Raw genomic sequence first — 20223 nt, 5'->3', positions numbered from 1 at the left:
ATGAATCCTATCGGGAAACCGGTCGTGCTCTCGGCCAATTTCAAAAGATTAGGCTTGTTGGGCGGGATTGGCCTGATTTGCTTTTTTATCTTTCAATTGCTTATTCCCTCGCTTAGCAATCCAAGTTCGGAATCATTGATGAACACAGCGACGATCAGCAAACAAGAAGCGGTTATACACGCATTAGAATTCGCCCGCTCCGAGCTGGGCTATACGGAATCACCGTCAGAAAAGCCTGTCGTCACCTATCAGGCAGAAACGGATTTTTACGGTTATTTATCCAGAGAAAAACTGCTTCAACAGTACGACCGTACATGGAAAAAAAGCTACCCTTATGAAACTTTTCGAGTCGATCTTGCTGATCCTTCTACGAAGGGCAAATTGCAAATTCATGTGGATTTATCGACCGGGAAAGTTGTTAGCTTTAAACGTGTGACCTCCAGTACCAATTACACACAAGCCGATATTTCTACGGATAAGCAAGCTCGCAGCAGGCTGATACGTGTGGCTGAGGGCGACATGACGCTTGAAGCAAAAGAGCAAGCGGCGTCCGTATGGGTCAAACGCTTTGGCTTTAAGCCATCGGACTTGAAGCTCGCGACCAGTGAAGGGGAGGGGGGATTAAGCTATACTGTAGTCGGTAAACAAATCGGCTCCTCGGTACTTACACTGGCGTTTACTTTTGAAGACGGGGATGTTCGCTCGTTCACACAGAGCTTTTCTGCCCCATCGTCCTATACCGATTATGTCAACAAGCAAACGTACTGGGCGAACTGGATGACCTATGCGGGTTATGCCTTGTTTAGCTTAGTATTGGGCATACTCGCGATCGTGTACGCATCACTCACACGGCGCCATACTTCCTTCGTACGCGGTATTGTTCTGTCCGTTGTGTATTTTGTTGCTACCATAGCGGGGACGTTGAACATGCTGCCTTTATTACAAGCAGAAGCAGGCAGTAAGGGAATGCTTATATTTCTGATGATTTTCCAGATTGGTGTTTCCCTCGCTATGGCCGTAGCACTCTACTTCTCCCTGGTCGGCGGTGACGGGCTCATGCGTCAGGTTGGACTGAATGCATGGCCACGTGCCAAAGAGCCGGGCTACGGGCTGTATGTGCTTCGCAGTATGTATGTCGGCTACTTGTGGGCCTTTATATTGCTCGGAGTACAATCCATTTTGTTCTTTGTGCTGGAACGCACACTCAATACGTTCTCCACAACAGATGCCACGCAATCTCCTTACAACATGGCTTATCCGTGGCTGCTGCCGATTATGGCTTGGATGGCAGGTATTGGAGAGGAGGCCGTATATCGTCTGTTCGGTATTCCAATGGTGAAAAAAATAGTGAGAAACACTTTTGTCGCTTGCCTGATCACCACGCTCATATGGGCACTGGGACATACACTGTATCCAATCTATCCGGTGATTTCTAGACCGATTGAGCTGACCTTCATCGGATTGTTGTTCAGCTTTGTGTTCCTGCGTTACGGCTTTATCGCCGCCATGTTCAGCCACGTTATTTTTGACAGCATTCTCATGGGCTTTAGTGTGATGAGTTTGGGAGATACCGTGAACCTGAGCGCAGGTTTGTTCTGGATCTTACTTCCAGCCATTGTGGGTTACGTTATTTACTGGTTTAGTCCAAAAAAGCCTAATCGAATCATGTTTGAGCCTGTGAAAAAAGAGGAGCCGTATTCTACGACTCCTCCTCCCGAAGGGCAGCTATAATTTGACGCGCAAGCTTATCACCAATAGAGAGAGGCCGGAAGTCTTCGACGCTGGCCTCTCTTATTTTTTTGAGGGAACCAAAATGCTTCAGCAGCAGCTTGCGCCGCTTCTCGCCAATGCCCGGAATGGAGTCCAGACGGGACGTTACCATTGATTTGCCACGTTGCTCCCGGTGGAATGTAATCGCAAAACGGTGAACCTCGTCCTGAATCCGTTGCAGCAGATAAAATTCTTCGCTATTACGTGCTAATTTCACAGCCTCATTGGATTCTCCCACCAGTAGCTGGGAAGTTCTATGCTTAGCATCCTTCACGAGACCACACACCGGAATGAATAAACCCAGCTCATTTTCCAGCACATCGGTCGCTGCCTTAATTTGCCCACGTCCACCATCGACAACAATCAGATCGGGACGCTCCAGATTCTCCTTCAGCACACGTTCATATCGGCGCCGAATAACCTCACGCATCGTTTCATAGTCATCTGGCCCCTGCACAGAACGGATTTTATATTTCCGATACTCTTTTTTGGCAGGCTTGCCGTCAATAAACACAATCATGGCCGATACAGGGTCAGAGCCTTGTATGTTGGAGTTATCAAATGCCTCCACCCGGTGCAAGCGATCCAGTCCAATCGCACGTCCCAGATTGCTTGCAGCCTTGGTTGTCCGCTCCTCGTCGCGTTCGATCAGCTTGAACTTCTCATCCAAAGCGACACGTGCATTTTCCGTTGCCATCTCCGTCATTTGTTTCTTTAGCCCACGCTGTGGTACATACACCTTTACATCCAGCCATTCAGCCAGAGCAAGAGCCGCCGTAGCCGGTTCCTCGAGTCCACCGGAAAGTTGGGCTTCTATTTCTGGATGTGCTGCCTCCGCATAAGAAGCTCGTTCTTCAGCCACCAGCAATGTGTCGGCAGAATGCTCGGCAGAATTCTCTGCATTCTGTGCAGCCTGTTCCGTCTGCCTTACCAGCTTGGGTGTATCCGGCAGCAAAATTTCCTGTGGTACTGCGGGATTATCACTGTAATATTGCGTCACATAGGACATAAAATCGCTGTAAGCCTCGCCGTAGAAAGGAAAAGTCGACATATGCCGTTCGATCATTTTACCCTTGCGAACATATAGAATCTGCACACACATCCAGCCCTTGTCTACCGAAAACCCAAATACATCGCGATCCTTGGCATCAGAGGTTGTAATTTTCTGCTTTTCCATCATGGCGTCAATACTGATAATTTGATCCCGCAGCTCCTTGGCACGCTCAAAGTACAGCTCCTCTGCGGCCTCCTGCATTTTACGCTGAAGATCTTTTTTAATTTCCTCATGTCCCCCGCTCAAAAAGGAACCGATCTCCTGACCAATCTGGTCATACGTTTCCTTATCGACCTCTTTCACACAAGGTCCCAAGCATTGATGCATGTGATAATACAGGCATACTTCCTTGGGCATCACACCGCACTTGCGTAAAGGATACATGCGATCCAGCAGCTTCTTCGTCTGATGTGCCGCGTAGGAGTTGGGATAAGGTCCAAAATACTTTGCTTTATCTTTCAGAACGCGCCGGGTCACCTCCAGCTTGGGGTGGGCCTCGTTCGTAATTTTCAAATACGGAAAGGTTTTATCATCCTTCAGCAGCACATTATAGCGTGGCTGATACTTTTTAATCAGGTTGCACTCCAGAATGAGCGCCTCCATATTACTGGCTGTTACGATATATTCAAAATCACGGATGTCGGCAACCAGTCGCTGCGTCTTGCCGTTATGGCTACCTGTAAAATAGGAACGGACCCGGTTTTTCAGCACTTTGGCCTTGCCGACATAAATGATGGTGCCTTCGCCGTTCTTCATCAGATAACACCCCGATGCATCCGGCAGTAATGCTAATTTATGCCGTATGTTCTCCAGCGCCTTCTCCTGATCGTGCAAGTCCTCCGCATAAGATTTCATCTGCCCGGTTCCTCCTTCCATTCTTAAATGACTTCTAACTACGTTATAATTATACAGGAATAATACACAAAAACGCCCCCGGTATATTCAACCGGAGGCATTGACCATTCATGCCGCTCCCAGACCCCCGCAGGAGCATGGGTCACATGCAATGATTATTGGTGTTTGGTAAGCATGTTTTTCAGCGCTTCTTTTGAGTTCAGACCTACAACTTTATCAACAGGCTGTCCGTCTTTGAAGACGATCAGGGTAGGAATACTCATAACACCGAAACGGGAAGCAGACTCTGGATTTTCATCCACGTTCACTTTCGCGATTTTGACGCTATCGCCAACCTCTGTGGACAGATCCTCCAGAATAGGAGCGATCATTTTGCAAGGACCGCACCATGGCGCCCAAAAATCAACCAAAACGGTTCCTGTGCCTTCGACTTCTGCGTTGAAGGATTGATCGGACACGTTAACAATTGCCATTGTATGTTCCTCCTTTATAGAAAAGTCAAGATTATTATAACCTGTAATGTCTTTTTCGACACCTTTTAAGTATATCACAATAGTTTTTTAATTGTAAGATATCAAAATAGCGGACAGATGTCCCCTTACCCCCGCTGGTTTTTCCCCTTCACAGCAATGACATCTACAAAAGGACGAATCCGGTCCATTAAACGTTGTCCCTTGTACATTTCCTCTCCATCCTTGCTCGTAAAGCTGAGATGCTTCTCCAGCCCTTCCAACGTGTAATTGGAGGTATAAAAGGTGGGCTTGCGGTTCATTCGGTAATTCAAAATAGAGCCCATCACATGATCCCGTACCCAAGGGCTTAAATTTTCCGCTCCAATATCGTCAAATACGAGCAGGTCACAATTTTTTAGCATTTCGGTCGTTTCCTTCAATTTCTGCCCATCCTGAAACATGGACTTTAAGTCCTCTACAAAATCAGGCATATACACGATCACACCGTTCAGCCCGAACAAGGCCAGCTCGTGCAGTAAGTATCCCATTAAGAAGGTTTTTCCCGTACCAAACGTACCTTCAAGATACAGTCCTTTTTTTAATAAACCCTGACTTTTGGTTTCTTCAATATAACGGAATACCTGATTAACAGCAGGCACTCGTTGCAAATCCTTGCGCGCAATTTCAACAGCATTATATCCTTCCAACAGTGCGCGCTCGTCCACATAAAAGCTTTTAATTCGCTGACGCACCCGTTGTTCATGCTGGGAAGCAACCAGCTTGGCGCACGGGGTGCGAATGTCCACGATTTCCGCTGTTCCATTCGGATATTCTACACCCAGCTTGCAAAAGTGACCCTGAAAATCGTTAGGACACCGTTCCAGTCCCGGGCAATTGTCACAATTTCGACGATCCCGGGCATACTGAAAGAGCATGCTCATATTGAGTCGCAATTGCGCTTCATCCACATCAGGATGCGCATTGCAAAATTCCCGCACCAGTGGATCATTGAGTACCTGATCGGCCACATTGCGCGTGCGCTGGCGGAACGAAGGGTTCTGCATCTGCTGTAACAAATCCCCCAGTGATTCCAAGAACACTCCTCCTTTCTAAAATGTGCGGAGTTATGGAGGGGGAGACGCTTCGCGTGCAGATTGTTCTTCCGATTGCTGTTATCCCCAGATTTTTCCTATTGAAATAGGGATTTAAAGGTTAAAATCCGGGGATAAAGGCAAACGCTTCGCTTCTTCAGAACAATTCTGCCCGCTCCGCTGCCGACCGCCATAAAGTCGACACATATTTGAATTGGCTTCGCTTAATAAGTTAAGGACTAAAAACTTAACACCTTAAAATCCACTACACCTTTTTCTGTTTACCGGATTGCATACGTTCGGCCAGCCGCAGCAGTTCATCCAGTTCTTCCTCGGATACGGATTCCTCGGAAGGCTGATCCTGTACGATCGGAATGGATGGCTTGGCAGAGCCATTATTTTTGCCATATGAGCGGGTGCGGCCGCCGGAAGTAGAAGCAGCGGACTGTTTTCCCTTTACCTTGGCTTGATCCCGTATATATTGAACGGCTTTTTCATAAGTATTTACCTGCTTTAGCAGCATGTTGGATGCAACGGCCTCGACAAAATTACGGTTGATCCGCTGATCACTCCCCGACACGAGCAGGGACATCAAGTAATGAATAAGCACGTTGATGACTTCACCGGGCAGCTTATAGCTGATATCAATTTTTTCGAATATATCCAGCAGGTTGCCGGGAACTGTGCCGGGAAAAAAGGTTTGCAGCAAACGGCGATAAGGCTCGTTGCGCAACATCATATTATATTGATGAATGTCACACTTGGCTGTGAACTGTGGTGGCACCTCCACATAAAACTCCATTTCAACCGCCTGCTCTGCGGGCGGCTCTTCAGGTATAGAAGCTTCCCTCTGACGTAAAGCAACCACCTTGGCAGCCTGCACCTGCTGTTCCTCCTGCCGCTTCCGATCCTGTCTGGATTGCTGGCTAGCCCGAAGCTGAAGCTCGTCGAGCAGTAAATCGCCTGCTTCGGTAAAAATACCGTCCTCATCCAGCAAGCGGCTGATGTCCTGTACAGATAGACCAAATTTGCGGACAACGTAATTCACCATGCCTAACTGCTCATGCTCAAAACGCAGACGCTCCACGTGTTTACGATTGACAGACTCACGCGGAAAACGAAGAATGATGTCTGCGTAGTTCAGCGCTTCTTCCGTCCCTGACGTCAATGCCCCAGTCTGACGGCCTGTGGACACTTCAGACAGCGCCTGCTCCAGCTCATAATCTATAACATGGGTGTTCAGTTCAAACAGCTCATAAAACGGAACCGAAATATTCTCTTTATTATAGGAAGATTGCGACCACTCGCTAGATTCTCTGCTCCATAACGACTCTCTCAGAGAAAGCACCGCAAACTTACCGATTTTGTCTCTCAACAAAAGGGTAAGATGCTGCGTTCTGAAAAATTCGGCAGGTGCAAGCGGCGGCTGCATCTCATATTCATACATATAGTCGTCCGTTTCCGGTGCATACAGCCTGGACGTCTGTAGCAGACCGACAGCCTCCAGCTTGGAGGTCTGTTCAATCAAATACTTGCGTCCCTTCTCACTCGGCTCCAGTCCCAGTGTCAAAAAAAGACGACGCTGCTGCTCCAGCGGCGAATAACCGATCTGTCCGACTGGCACATGCTGGAACAACAGTCGATATAGACTGACCGCAAATGCACCTACCATCGGCTGATAGACGCTTCCCAGCATCAATTCATCCAGTGCGCTCAAGCCAAATTCCCGATAAACGCAGTAGCGGTGGTTCTCAGTATAGTGCAGCAGGTTTTTCATCCGCATCCCAACATTCTTCCTTTCCTGACATAACGGTCTCCAAGATGTTTTTCTATTCTATCATACTTGCCCTCTACTGGGACCAACAAAATAAGGGCAATTGTTCTCCATTTTGGCAGCCGTATTCGTCTGTGTTCTCCTTTTTTCGTGAATACTAACTATTTTATGACTTTGTGACCTGCATCACGGCAAAAATAAAATTCTTCACACTTCTTTCATTGGTGAAAAGCTTTGCTTTGAGCTACAATATAATGGTTAAGCATTACGGATTGGATACCAACAAGACAGATTGAAGCACACATCTTTCGGCTGTGCCGATTATCATTTACAGATTGCAAAGGAGTGTAGATCGTGAATCAACATCAACCTCAACAACCCCTGGCAACACCTAACGAAGTAGCCTCCACACTGGAAGGCTGGTATGCGCTTCACGATTTCCGGTCCATCAACTGGACGGCATGGAAAACGGCAGACGACGAGGAACGCGCCGGAGCGTTGGACGAGCTTCAAGAATTTATGAAAGAATGGGACGTGACCGAGGAAGCGGGTCTAGGTAGCTCTGCTGTCTATACGATCGTTGGACAAAAGGCGGATTTCGTTATGATGCATCTGCGTGAAACACTGGAAGATCTCAATAAGCTGGAAAACGATTTTAATAAAACAACCTTCGCCAAATATACAACTAAAACCTACTCATATGTGAGCGTAGTAGAACTGAGCAACTATTTGGGCAAGGATGAAGATCCAATGCAAAATCCGCAAATCGTCGCTCGCTTGAAGCCTGTTTTGAACAAGGCCCGTTATATTTGTTTCTATCCGATGAACAAAAAACGTGATCTGAACGACAACTGGTACATGCTTTCAATGGACGAGCGCCGCACCCTGATGCGCGGCCACGGTTTGATCGGACGCAGTTATGCTGGCAAGGTGAAGCAAATCATTTCCGGTTCCGTTGGCTTTGACGATTGGGAATGGGGGGTAACGCTGTTCTCCGACGACGCCCTTCAATTCAAAAAGCTAATCTACGAAATGCGTTTTGACGAAGTTAGTGCCCGTTACGGAGAATTTGGCTCCTTCTATGTAGGCAGTGTGTTGAACGAAGAAACATTCGAAGACATGCTGAAGCTGTAAAGCATAAACGTCGAAACCATTTTGCAACACCCAATCAAGGATTTCGTGAATTCCCGCTTTCGGGACACGGAATCCTTTTTTATCAACCTCAAAGCCATGAAAGAAGAGAATAGGCCCCCTCACGGGCGCCTCAAAATTTATATTTGTATTATTAACAAGATAGCAACCCAAGTGATTATAGCTGTGATTATTATAGCACAGGCTCCACCACTGCAGATGTATCCTCGCTTTTTGCCAGCTTTCTTTTCTCCAGAGCGATCTGAATAAAAATAACAAGCAACAGACCACTTAACAAGATCAAAAAGCCGCCAAGCTGAGGAATAAAATATTTCAGACTTCCCCCTTTAAATCCCAGTCCTCTCAAAAACTTGAAATGCCAGGTCAATGGGAGAATATTACTAACATATTGCAGCGATGGAGGCAGCATAGCTACTGGCAATTGAGCACCGCTGAGCAAGAACGAAGGCATTAAAATCAGTATGAGACGCGAAGAGGCTTTTCCCGGATTCGCTGCACTCCACCCCAAAGCCATCGCAAACAAGCTCAGACTAATCGTGTACAGTAGAAACGGAATACTGATCTGCCATACATTCGCTTCAAACCGAAGTCCGCCAATCTGCTTGAGCAAACCAATGGACAAGTAAAAGGACACACATGCTACTAACGCATATGGTAGCACCCTTAGAATCAAACCGGATGAATGCTGTAGCTCTTCTTTTAATCTGCCTTGCTCCCGTAAACGCGGGACAATGGTCAGTGCAGCAGAACCAATCAGTGAAATCATGACCGTATTGATGAACCCCATAACCGAAGTCATTAAAGTAGCATTGGTGGGATTATACAGCAGACGCTGCTGGAGTAGCATGTTGGAAGTAAGACCTGTTACCTGGCTGTCACTCATCCCCATGCCCTTCAAACCACCACCAGCCAGTGTTGCATTCTCCGTGGCAATGATCTCTGTGACCGCCGAACGCAGATTCCCTGTGGCCTGACCTACTGTGTTATCTACATAAAAGCCGATGTTGCTCTGAACCCCTTTAATCCTGTTTTCCTCTAGCCCTGCCGGAAGATAAATCACTGCAAGAAACCTCTCATTATATAGAAGTAAATTCGGATCGGTTTCATTCTCTTGCACATAGCGTACGTCAATATACTGGGATGCATCCAATTTATTAATAAGCTGTCGGCTATAATTGCTATGATCTAAATCGACTACGGCGACAGGGGCATCATTCAGCTGATTGTTTTTAAAAACATACCCAAGGGATCCCGCTACCAGAATTGGGACGAGCAGCATAACGAATACCAGCTTGCCGCTGATCAATAGCTTCCATTCTTCTATAAACGCCTTCATTTCGTCACAACCTCTACCGTCATTCCAGGTAACAATTCAGATGTTCGAGGGACATCAACCCGTACTTGGAAGGAGCTGATATCTGATAAACCTTTATCCCGACTCATTCTCATGTTGGTATACTGCGGAGCAGAGGTAATATATCTCACCTTGCCCTGGATATCTTTGTCTAAAGCAACGACGTGCGAAGTCACTTTTTCCCCTGCTTTAAACTGCGAGATAGAATCCTCATCCACATAAATATCGTAGTATAGCTGGTTGTTTTCAATAACGACGCCAGTTGCCCCCGTAGCAACGATTTCTCCCATCTTGGGTACAATGCGGGACACTTTACCGTCTGTAGATGCCCTCAACACCATGCGTCCGCGCTGCAATTCCAAGGTTTTGAGTTGAACGCTTAATGCCTGCTTTTGTTGAGCCAGAAGATCTACGTTATATTCACTATTCTTGACATCTCTTCGCGTTTGCGAGGTTTGATTCAGGGCTTCCTTGGCCTTTTCTGTTTTGATACGTGCCTGTTGACGTTCCTCAGCGGTTGCACCTGCCTCCATTTTTTCCAAAGCGGTTTGCTGCTGAGCGATACCATTTTGAGCAATGTCGGATTGCTTGCTGGCGGCAGTAATCTGATTATTCGCAATCGCAACCTGATCCTTAGCCGCAGCTAATGCAATTTGGGCATTATCCAGTTGATTTTTGGCATTATCCAGCTCTGCTTTGGTTCCGGCACCGGCAGCGTACAGCGCTTGGATACGGTTGTAATTCACTTTGGCCAAGTCAAGAGCCTCTTGCCTGGATGCTACTGTTTTTTGTGCGATCTCCGCGTTTGTTTTGGCTGTCTCCACTCCTGTCAGAGCTGCATCCAACGATTGCTGTGCTGCTTCAATCGCCAGCTTTTGTTTTTGGATGTCCTCCGCACGTGCACCTTCGTTCAATAAGGATTCTCCGGCTTCCGCAGCCTGAATATCCAATTGTCCCTGTTTTTCTGAATTTGAAATTTTCTCAGACTGATTTTGCAAGCCGTCTTTAGCCTGCTTTATTTTCACATCAGCCTGCGCGATATCTGTTTTTAATTTCTCAATCTGCAGGTTCAGGTCCACAGGATCCAGGGTCATGAGCACATCCCCTTTTTTCACCTGTTGTTCCTCCTTCACCTCAATGGTATTCACTCTTCCCCCTACGCCCTGAAAAGCGACATTTACGGTATCTGCGGCAAGCAGTGTGTTTTTTTGTTGGGCTGCCACACTCACAGCGTCCTTGCCGCTCATTGCCATCAGCGTACCTCCAGTACCTAATGCGACAACAAGTAGAATGTACACGATGATCTTTTTATTCATTGCAGTAAACTCTCCTTCATGATGATTTAGCCAATAATCGCTGAGAAATGATAGTTAAAAAAAACTAATAAGCAATCTGATAGTACGACGTCTAACTATTGCTGCTGGGAGAGTTAATTATTCCCGTTTTATCCGTTCAAGACCTGAGGAAAGCTTCTGTAATAACATAGTAAAATAAATATGATCTTCCTGCGTAAATTCACTCATTAAATCAGCAAATAGCAGAGTAAACTTCGGAATTTTTTCCGTCATTAACTGTTTTCCTTTATCAGTCAAGGAGATCGCGGTCATACGTCGATCCGTCAGCGTACTTCGCCGGACCAGACCGTCCCGTTCCAGCTTATCAATTACACTCGTTATCGTTGATCGTGTAACCCCGGAATACTCAGCCAACTCTGACGGAGTCAACGAACGGTCATACAAAAACAAATAAATTAAAATTTTCAGGTTTCCGACAGATAATCCGTATTCGCACAACAGGGAGGATACACCATTGTAAATCTCATGAGATGTCTGCATAAAAAGGACGAGCGTGCTCAAGGATTGAGGGTCCAGATTGGGAAATTTGTCAGACAACATTTTTACTTTATTAGGGTCATGCTTGAAATTAAATTCAGAATCCAACGTTAAGGACCTCCTATGTATTTCGCAACCATACTATAAGACGCCGTATAGTTATAAGTCAATACTTTTTTTCTATTGATCTAGACTAAAAAGGCCTTCAAGCTCCTGTACAGGACCGTGAAGACCTTTTCTGCTCTAGAAAAATCGTCCCTTTTTCAGCACTAGCGGAATCCCGCCAATGATGAACAGATAGCGGAGATCCACGATTTTTTTCAGCTGTGCTGCGACCCAGCCTTTTATTTTGCGTTTGCCCACCACTGCAACAGCCTCGCCTTTTCCAAGCGAAGCAACGGTCCCTTTATTGGAAAATACGAATTTGTGCAGCTCCTTTTTACGCAGGGTGGCTGCCAGATTCTTGGCACAGACTACCCCTTGCTGCATCGCAATTTGGGCTGTTGGTGGATAGGGGCGCCCTTCAGGATTAAGCATCAGGGAGCTGTCCCCGATAATAAAAATGCCATCGTGCCCTGGTGCACGTAGAAAATCGTCGATTTTCACCCTTCCACGCATCACTTCGAATCCGGCTTTCTCAATCAATCCGTTTCCACGGATACCTCCCGTCCAGACCACCGTGCAGGCTTCGATTTTCTCACCCTCACCCACGATTACGCCATCCTCCAGGCATTCCTTAATGGGAATACCGATACGGAAGTTGACCCCCTTGCGCTTAAGCACATCCATTGCATATTCCACCAGCTCTGGGTCAAATCCCGGTAATGCCGTAGGAGCCGCCTCAACATTAATAATTTGAATCCGATTAAAATCAATGTCATAAGCTTTTGCCAGCTGTGGCAGACGATCCGCCAGCTCCGCAATGAATTCGATGCCGCTGAAGCCGGCGCCACCTACTACAAAGTTTAGCCGACCGGGTTTACCGTCATTTTTGTACAAAGCGAGTTGGTATTCAATATGCTCACGAATCAGGCGAACAGAGTTAATACTACGGATCGTCAGCGCGAACTTATCCATTCCTGGAATACCGAATGTTTCCGGCTCCCCTCCCAGCCCAATCACCAAGTAATCGTAGGATAACGAACCATTCTCAAGCACGATTTTTTTCTCTTTTGGCAGGATTTCCTTCACAGTTCCTTTGACTAAATCCACCTTGAACTCATCTATTAGCTGCGAAATTGGAATCCTTGAATGCTCAATCGTATCCGTACCTGCCGCAGGCATGTGGAGATGTGTCGTAATGTAGTGGTAATCATGACGATTAATCAGTGTGACGTTCGCCTCATTATGCTTGAGCTCCTTTTGCAATTGCTGAGCTGTTAAAATACCGCCATATCCCGCACCAACAATCACAATTTTGGGAATATTGCTCATATTCCTACCCCTTCCGGTATATTAATCATTAAATATTCAAGCTTTTCTCTTAAAACAGGTTTTATACACGCAGGAATTGTTCATCAAATTTTAATCGCTTTAGCCTTGCAAGTAGAACCCGGCAGTTTATAATAAGAAGCAGTGAATCAAGCATCTAATGGCTAATTAAACCTCTATGCGGCTGATTCAATATCCACAATTCATACTATAATCCCTTTTGGAGGTGTTTTTAGAGTGACAGCTCAATCCACAGGTGCGGAACTACGCGACCTGATCATTATTGGGGGCGGTCCAGCCGGTATTTTCGCCGCTTTCTACGGAGGAATGCGCCAGGCATCCGTCACCTTAATTGAAAGTATGCCCCAACTGGGCGGCCAGCTTGCAGCCCTTTATCCTGAAAAATATATTTACGACGTCGCTGGCTTTCCTAAAGTGACCGCACAGGAGCTGGTCAACAATCTGGTTCAGCAGATGAACCATTTCAATCCAGAGGTACAATTGGAAGAAAAAGTTGTTTCGTTGGAGAAAAAGGAAGAACGCCACTTTATCATAAAAACGGACAAGGGCGGCGAGTATCATGGTAAAGCGGTTATCATTACCGCTGGTGTAGGTGCTTTTGAACCACGCAGATTGGAACTGCCGGGTGCAGAGCATTTTGAAAAAACGAACTTGCATTACTTTGTCAGCGACCTGAGCAAATTTGCAGGCCGAAAAGTGCTGATCAGCGGTGGCGGCGATTCTGCTGTCGACTGGGCGCTTATGCTGGAACCGATTGCAGAACAGGTTACATTGATTCACCGCCGCGACAAATTCCGTGCGCATGAACACAGTGTGGAAAACCTCCTCGCTTCCAAGGTAAATGTTATTACACCAACAGAAATTACAGAACTGCATGGGGAAGATACCATTACAAAGGTTACTCTCGCACATGTAAAAACCAAAGAGACTCAAGAAATTGAAGTAGACGATGTCATCGTTAACTTTGGATTTGTGTCCACCCTTGGCCCGATTGCTGAGTGGGGAATTGAAATCGAAAGTAACTCCATTGTGGTCGATTCTCGTCAGGAAACAAACATTCCCGGCATCTTCGCCGCAGGGGATATTACAACCTATCCAGGCAAGCTCAAGCTGATTGCTGTCGGCTTTGGTGAAGCACCTACGGCAGTCAACAACGCCAAGGTCTATGTAGATCCGGACGCCAAGCTTTCGCCAGGTCACAGCAGTAACATGAAATTGTAGTTTATTTTAGACTATGACAAAAAAGGGTATTTTACTCCAAATTTGAATCGTTGGAGTGAAATACCCTTTTTCACGGTGTGCCTATTCGTTGCAGTGATTGTCTGTAAAGTCATCCGAACCCTGAATGGCTTTACAGTCGCAGTACGAGAGCTTGTCCGGTCTAATGAAGGACTACGGCTGTATTCATCTCTAAATTTCTTTTGTGAATCTCAGCCAGCAACAGTGCAATGAAGTCACATTCAAGTTTAAGCTCGATTGCCATCTGATAGGAATCCAAAAGCATTTCATCCGTCAGCATAGCCATCCTCGACACAACCTTTCCTTTTATTTCAAAATCTATTCTATCAAAATACTAAAAACGGAACAAGCGTTCTGTTATCCACAGTCAATTGTGGAAATCCTGTGTATAAATTGTTGGTAAGTGTCGTTAACCCTTGTATGTGACAGGGGATAATGTGGACAATATTTATACACAGAATTTTGACGCCTTAACACAAAAAAAATATTTTCATAGTTTATACAAATATATTATATTTAGCGCCTTGTTAAGACGTTTTACTGGGGCCTTGTGTTTACCTCCAAAATCCATACCCGTCCATTTGGGTCAAGTCCATAATCAAACCCCAGCTGCCCGATTCCTGGAAACCTTCTCTCCAGTACCGGAATGCAGCGCAGGGTGAGATCCGCAATTTCCCGCTGCTTCCGGATAGCTAACCGTCGGGGATATATCATCCGAAGCGCCTTTGTTCCCTTCAATAGAGTCCCACCTTTGCACATATTCGTAATGACCAATCCAGGGCGGGCCTGACGTGCGACCACTGCACGAAAAACCCAATTTTGTCCTTCCCTCACCACCTTGACCCGATAGTCGACAGGTCTACCTTGAATGCGTGCCAATTGGATGCCTTGCTGAATAAGATATGGACGCTGGATTCGAAGTGCGTTGATTCCGGCCACAAGTGCTTTAAAATGATTGAAACGATATGTGTTCTCCATACGCGTACAGGTATATTCCCTACGCTCCCTTGCAACCCGCATAACCCCGTTTCCTCCGCCTCCCTTCACGGGCTTTATGAATACAAAAGCATGCCGCCGCAGCATCATGCGCAGCTGTTCTTCACTGTATAGACACGTGTCCGGTATATAAACGGCGGTATGTGGATGGTGGAGCAGCGCCTTCGTCTTTAACCACTTGCTTGCCAGTTGTCTCATCAACCCTCTCTCCTTTCGCCGCCAGCATACTTATACATACTCAACAGGGATGCGCTATTCTTGGATGATTGCCTGAGCACATATCAATTCGGCAAGATCACTGCAAACGGTAGCATGGACCGGACATGACTGGTACAATGACAATAATCTGATTTTTATTTGCCCGGAGCAGCGGATTTTACCTGCAAATGGTTTTTTTTCGACAAGGAGGTCAACTCATGAACAGCAAAATTGGCATTATGGACATTGGTTCCAACTCCATCCGTCTGGTGATCTATGAAATAACAGAGACAGGAGCTTACCGGATTGTCCAGGAATGCAAAGAGGCTGCCCGACTAAGTGAAAAGGTTGGGGCAGGCGGTCGTATGGAACGGGAAGCGATTCGAAGCATCGCTCCATTACTGCGCCAATTTATGACCGTATGCCGTATGCATAAGGTTGATCGTATGCGTGCAGCAGCGACTGCTGCTATCCGCAATGCGGTCAATTCGGACGAAATTGTTCAATGGATTGCGGAGGAAACAGGCTTAACGCTGGAAATATTGAGCGGGGAGCAGGAGGGCTATGCCGGTTTTCTGGGTGTCGTCAATACAATGATTGTAAACGACGGTATTATTATTGACATCGGAGGCGGCAGTACCGAAATTACACTGTTCCGCGAGCGGAAGCGGCTGCATACCGTTTCTTTTCCCTTTGGTGCGGTCAATATGAATTGGCGCTTTGGACGGGAGGTCAGGAATGGCGAATGGTCTCCTCAGCAGATCGAGGAAATGGAGAGCTTTGTCCGTTCTTCACTGCAAAGCCATGACTGGATATTTTCCAATCCGGGCCTGCCATTCATCGGTTTGGGCGGCACTCTGCGCACCTTGGCGAAAATCAATCAAAAGCGGCAGGATTACTCGTTGCCTGTTACGCACCATTACGAAATGACGGCTGAAGATGTCAATTATTTTTACGATACTCTGCCCCATCTTCCCTATGAAAAACGAAAAAAAACAGCCGGCCTGTCCAAAGACAGAGCCGACATCATTGTACCTGGACTCATTATATTAAAAACGATATTTGAGGCTGCTCAAGGCAGCGCATATTTGATCAGTGGAGCGGGCCTGCGGGACGGGCTGTTTCACGAGCTGGTCAATACCGAGCAGCCCGTGGTGGCTAATCCGCTCATCGCCTCCATACGCAATATACTGTCGTTCGCAGTTCCGGTTAGCGAAGCACATGTCCGGCGCGTTAATGAATATGCGGTGCTGCTTTATGACGTTTTGACTGACACACCATCCGCAGCCATGGACAAGCGCTTGCTGCTGACCGCAGCTACTCTTTACAAGACGGGAGCTGCCTTGAATTATTATCATTTCCGCCAGCATTCCGTGTTCTGGATCCTGCACGCTGGCATAGGTGGTTTATCCCACCGGGAAACGGTACTAGCCGCGCTGATCGCTGATTACCATCCCAAAAATCGGACGCCTCGTCTGTTACGTACACATGCAGACATCTTGGAGCCTTCGGACGAAGAACGCGTGCATCGGCTCGGTTCCCTGCTTCAGCTCGCAATCGGCATGGATCGAAGTGAGTCCGGCATCATTACCAGCATCCATCCCACTATAGGAGACGATGCACTGCATATTCGTCTGGAAAGTAAGAGTGAACCGATTCTGGAACAACGGGAACTGGTAGCTGTCGCTAAAGATTTTCAAAAGGCTTGGAATCTTACGTTGTCGTGGTCCATTCTTCCTTCTTCCAGTTTTTAACCTTCATCGCTTCGAACTGGCTCCTGATGGGAGCCTCTTCGTCGTTTCTTGCTACAAACTGATAGCTGCCGTTAGACAAAAGCTGCCGTGCTTTCACATTATCGGTCAAGGATAAATGTAAAATTTCCGCCAGCATTTCTTTGATTCGGTCATCATAAATCGGGCACATCAGCTCAATTCGGCGAGTCAGATTGCGAGTCATCCAATCCGCGCTGGACAGAAATAGCTCCGAATTTCCTGCATTTTCAAAGTAGAACAGCCTGGAATGCTCCAGGAAACGGTCGACAATACTGATAACCCGAATATTCTCGCTAAAGCCCTCCACCCCGGGACGCAAGCAGCAGACCCCTCGAATGATTAAATCAATCTTCACACCTGCTTGAGAAGCCGCATATAGCTCATCAATCATTTCCTGATTGGATAAAGAATTAATTTTGGCAATGATACGGGCTGGCTTGCCTGCAAGTGCTTGCTCCGCTTCCCTGCGGATCAGCTCGAACAGCTTATTTTTCATTCCCGTCGGGGCTACCGTGAAGGCTTGCAGGGTCTTGAGTGCGGAGAAGCCCGTAATTTCATTAAACATCTCAGAGGCATCCTCGCCCAGCACCGGGTCTGACGTGAACAGCCCGATATCCGTATATACGCGTGCCGTGCTTTCATTGTAGTTGCCAGTTCCCACATGCACGTATCGTTTGAGCACGTTACGCTCATGGCGCACAACAAGAATGATTTTGGCATGCGTCTTCAAACCAACCAGTCCGTACACCACATGACAGCCTGCTTTCTCAAGCGTACGCGCCCAGGCAATATTACGCTCCTCGTCAAAACGGGCCTTCAGTTCCACCACCACCGTGACCTGCTTGCCGGATTCGGCCGCACGTGCCAGTGCCGGAATCAGCTTGGATTCCCCGTTGACCCGGTACAGGGTCATTTTGATGGCCATCACATCGGGGTCCTCTGACGCTTCTATAATAAAGTCCGTCACCGCATCGAACGATTCATACGGATGATATACCAGCACGTCCCGTTTGCGAAGTACGTTGAAAATATCCTCTTGCGGGGGCAACTCTTCGGGATACAGCGGTTTGATTACCGGAAATTTCAGATGCGAATACCCCTCCAAATGATCGGCAAAAGACGATAAAAACGTCAAATCGAGCGGCCCATCTATCTCAAACACATGATCGAACAGCTTAAATTCACGTTGAAGCTCCGCCAGAGCAAAGGGATGAATCCCTTTTTCCACTTCCAGTCTTACCGGTGCACCGCGTCTTCTTCGACGCAGCTCTTTTTCAATCTCTTCGAGCAAATCTTCAATCTCTTCTTCATTAATGGACAAATCGGAATTACGCGTAACCCGAAAGGCCTGAACCGCCTCCGGAACATAGCCCGTGAAAAGCGTTTGGATATGATGCTTAATAAGTTCTTCAATTAAAATAAATGATTTCTTCTTACTGTTGGAACGCAGCGGTACTGTAACAACACGTGGAATATTGGAAGGCACCTGCACTATGGCAAAAAGCGGTTTATCCTCCTCGGTATCCCCTGGACGTTTCAAGACGACTGCTAAATATACGTATTTATTATGAACCAATGGAAAAGGACGGCTTTGATCGACCGCCATCGGCGTTAGCACCGGAAATATAATTTCATGAAAATACGCATCCAGCGACTTGCGCTGTGTCGTATTCAAGTCTTCATATTCAAGTAATAAAAGCCCTTTTTTCGTCAAGAGGCGAGAAATATCACGATAGGTCCGATATTGCTCGGATACCATCGAGACGGTGCGCTTGATCAGGCGTTTGTACAAACCGGAGGGGGTATATCCGGTAAAATCCTTTTGCATAAAACCAGCCTTGATCTTCTCTCTCGTCTCTGCCACGCGAACGGCCATAAACTCATCTAAATTGCTAGACACAATTGCCAAAAATTTGGCTCTCTCCAGCAACGGTGTATCTGCATCCTGAGCTTCCTGAAGCACACGACGGTTAAATTCAATCCAGCTTAAATCCCGATTAAAATAACGTTCTGACCCGGCTTTATCCTTTTTCTGACTCTCTATCAACATATGGCCTCCATCAATTCATGCAGTATTGTTAACCTTTATTGTACTATTAGATGAAACGCACTAGCATCACAGCTGTGTAAACACAATGTAAAATCTATGTAAACGCAACTGGATGTTGAAAAGGTCAATCGGATGCTTTACAAAAATAGCATTAAGGGGTACAGTGTTTACGTCTGTTTCATAGAGTAGAATGACAAAGCATATCTTTTTCAACCACACTCAATTGCTGATTTTTAATGGCATCATATAGGGAGGATTTTCGTTATGGAACCCAAGAAAACGCCACGCGTACTGCAAAAAAACATCGAATTTTTCACCGCAGCGCTGTCTCAACACCTCGTTTCGGTCTGGCAAGAGGACCCTACGGGCGTATATTGCGAGATCGGCTGTGGATATATCGAGTTGTTCAGCAGCGAGATGATTCGAGTGCGCAATCAGGATGGGACCCCAAGCCATTATGACCGCAACATTACCATGTTTCAGTTGATCACGAAAGATCAACCGATATAATTATTATAAGCTTGCATGCGCGGTTCTTCCAGATTAGAATTGTTTTTATCTTATAGATAATGCTTGGCTTGTATATCAGCTAAAGCTCGAAATTTCACTCAAAAAGCGCCATAGAGCGCTTTTTTTTGTCGACTTTTTTTGAACATCGTTGCAAAAAGCAGTATGATAAGGGGGCATATTACCTGAATTTAAAGGGGAATCAACCGATGGAGCATACAACATCAGATGGACGCATCCTGGTCATGACCGCGGTTGAAGGCGAACGGGAAGCCGTGCTGCGCGGCTTGAAAGGCGATACTCGCTTTGCAGTCGAGCTGGCAGGTGTGGGCGCTCCGTCCGCAGCGGCTTCAACCGCACTGGCGCTGGCTGCTGGTGACTTTCGCCTGGTCATCAGCGCCGGGATTGGTGGCGGCTTCGTTGAGTCAGCCGCGCTGGAGAGCGTCGTCGTTGCGGACGCGATCATCGCTGCCGACCTCGGGGCCGAGACGGCAGAAGGCTTCAGCAGTGTGGACGAGCTAGGCTTTGGCTCCAGCCGAATCGCCGTGAACACCGCCGCCAGCCAGCGGATCGTGCAGGCACTGCGCGCCGCCGGACAGACAGCTGTCGCTGGGCCGATCCTGACCGTCACGACGGCCACAGGCACGTCGGCAACCGCGGAACAGCTGGCTCGAC

General features: G+C 47.0%; 17 protein-coding genes. 6 read left to right on the top strand and 11 right to left on the bottom strand.

The window, feature by feature from the left end; all coding sequences use genetic code 11:
* On the top strand, nucleotides 1-1731 hold the full coding sequence (locus L693_RS0112000; RefSeq protein ID WP_025717446.1) for a CPBP family intramembrane glutamic endopeptidase: 1731 nt from the start codon (nucleotides 1-3) through the stop codon (nucleotides 1729-1731).
* On the opposite strand, the gene uvrC is transcribed toward L693_RS0112000, so the two are convergent.
* From uvrC to L693_RS0111980, 4 genes are all read right to left on the bottom strand, one after another.
* Nucleotides 1700-3679 carry an excinuclease ABC subunit UvrC gene (gene uvrC / locus L693_RS0111995; RefSeq protein WP_025717445.1) on the bottom strand — a complete coding sequence of 660 codons (1980 nt, stop codon included), beginning with the start codon at nucleotides 3677-3679 and terminating at the stop codon, nucleotides 1700-1702. The two genes, L693_RS0112000 and uvrC, sit on opposite strands and share 32 nt — an antisense overlap.
* Before the next feature lie 155 nt (nucleotides 3680-3834).
* A complete protein-coding gene (trxA, locus tag L693_RS0111990; protein WP_007431909.1) occupies nucleotides 3835-4152 on the bottom strand; it encodes a thioredoxin in 318 nt (105 codons plus the stop codon).
* A 125-nt stretch (nucleotides 4153-4277) separates the two neighbouring features.
* Nucleotides 4278-5225 carry a primosomal protein DnaI gene (gene dnaI / locus L693_RS0111985; protein WP_025717444.1) on the bottom strand — a complete coding sequence of 316 codons (948 nt, stop codon included), beginning with the start codon at nucleotides 5223-5225 and terminating at the stop codon, nucleotides 4278-4280.
* Nucleotides 5226-5487: 262 nt separating this feature from the next.
* On the bottom strand, nucleotides 5488-7005 hold the full coding sequence (locus L693_RS0111980) for a DnaD domain protein (protein WP_025717443.1): 1518 nt from the start codon (nucleotides 7003-7005) through the stop codon (nucleotides 5488-5490).
* 345 nt (nucleotides 7006-7350) lie between these two features.
* Between L693_RS0111980 and hemQ the strand changes: the two genes are divergently transcribed.
* Nucleotides 7351-8130: a hydrogen peroxide-dependent heme synthase gene (gene hemQ, locus L693_RS0111975; RefSeq protein WP_025717442.1), complete on the top strand. Its 780-nt coding sequence runs from the start codon at nucleotides 7351-7353 to the stop codon at nucleotides 8128-8130.
* A 190-nt stretch (nucleotides 8131-8320) separates the two neighbouring features.
* On the opposite strand, the gene L693_RS0111970 is transcribed toward hemQ, so the two are convergent.
* From L693_RS0111970 to L693_RS0111955, 4 genes are all read right to left on the bottom strand, one after another.
* Nucleotides 8321-9484 (bottom strand): ABC transporter permease, encoded by a 1164-nt coding sequence (locus L693_RS0111970; protein ID WP_025717441.1) that lies wholly within the window; start codon nucleotides 9482-9484, stop codon nucleotides 8321-8323.
* Nucleotides 9481-10818, bottom strand: coding sequence for an HlyD family secretion protein (locus L693_RS0111965; RefSeq protein WP_025717440.1), 1338 nt, complete (start codon nucleotides 10816-10818; stop codon nucleotides 9481-9483). The genes L693_RS0111970 and L693_RS0111965 overlap by 4 nt, the downstream gene beginning before the upstream one ends.
* A gap of 117 nt (nucleotides 10819-10935) precedes the next feature.
* On the bottom strand, nucleotides 10936-11397 hold the full coding sequence (locus tag L693_RS0111960) for a MarR family winged helix-turn-helix transcriptional regulator (RefSeq protein ID WP_442950177.1): 462 nt from the start codon (nucleotides 11395-11397) through the stop codon (nucleotides 10936-10938).
* A gap of 180 nt (nucleotides 11398-11577) precedes the next feature.
* Nucleotides 11578-12768 (bottom strand): NAD(P)/FAD-dependent oxidoreductase, encoded by a 1191-nt coding sequence (locus tag L693_RS0111955; RefSeq protein WP_025717438.1) that lies wholly within the window; start codon nucleotides 12766-12768, stop codon nucleotides 11578-11580.
* A 234-nt stretch (nucleotides 12769-13002) separates the two neighbouring features.
* Between L693_RS0111955 and L693_RS0111950 the strand changes: the two genes are divergently transcribed.
* Nucleotides 13003-14007, top strand: a complete 1005-nt coding sequence (locus L693_RS0111950) for an NAD(P)/FAD-dependent oxidoreductase (protein ID WP_025717437.1) — start codon at nucleotides 13003-13005, stop codon at nucleotides 14005-14007.
* A gap of 160 nt (nucleotides 14008-14167) precedes the next feature.
* On the opposite strand, the gene L693_RS0111945 is transcribed toward L693_RS0111950, so the two are convergent.
* Together L693_RS0111945 and L693_RS0111940 are read right to left on the bottom strand one after the other, a co-directional pair.
* Nucleotides 14168-14311, bottom strand: a complete 144-nt coding sequence (locus tag L693_RS0111945; protein ID WP_007431918.1) for a sporulation histidine kinase inhibitor Sda — start codon at nucleotides 14309-14311, stop codon at nucleotides 14168-14170.
* A gap of 251 nt (nucleotides 14312-14562) precedes the next feature.
* Entirely contained in the window at nucleotides 14563-15219 is a 657-nt protein-coding gene (locus L693_RS0111940; RefSeq protein ID WP_025717436.1) for a YheC/YheD family protein, read from the bottom strand.
* A 218-nt stretch (nucleotides 15220-15437) separates the two neighbouring features.
* Between L693_RS0111940 and L693_RS0111935 the strand changes: the two genes are divergently transcribed.
* Nucleotides 15438-16973, top strand: coding sequence for a Ppx/GppA phosphatase family protein (locus L693_RS0111935; protein WP_025717435.1), 1536 nt, complete (start codon nucleotides 15438-15440; stop codon nucleotides 16971-16973).
* Here L693_RS0111935 and ppk1 read toward each other — a convergent pair.
* Entirely contained in the window at nucleotides 16933-19041 is a 2109-nt protein-coding gene (gene ppk1 / locus L693_RS0111930) for a polyphosphate kinase 1 (protein ID WP_025717434.1), read from the bottom strand. The two genes, L693_RS0111935 and ppk1, sit on opposite strands and share 41 nt — an antisense overlap.
* Nucleotides 19042-19305: 264 nt before the next feature.
* Here ppk1 and L693_RS0111925 point away from each other — a divergent pair, with 264 nt between their 5' ends.
* Both L693_RS0111925 and L693_RS0111920 read left to right on the top strand, forming a co-directional pair.
* Nucleotides 19306-19551 (top strand): hypothetical protein, encoded by a 246-nt coding sequence (locus L693_RS0111925; protein WP_007431922.1) that lies wholly within the window; start codon nucleotides 19306-19308, stop codon nucleotides 19549-19551.
* 206 nt (nucleotides 19552-19757) lie between these two features.
* The coding region (locus tag L693_RS0111920) for a phosphorylase family protein (RefSeq protein WP_025717433.1) at nucleotides 19758-20223 on the top strand (466 nt) is incomplete at its 3' end.

The sequence above is a fragment of the Paenibacillus sp. 1-18 genome, from assembly GCF_000520755.1.
Taxonomy (GTDB): domain Bacteria; phylum Bacillota; class Bacilli; order Paenibacillales; family Paenibacillaceae; genus Paenibacillus; species Paenibacillus brasilensis.
Note: the sequence above shows the minus strand (reverse complement) of the source record. Positions and strands in the feature narration are given on the sequence as shown.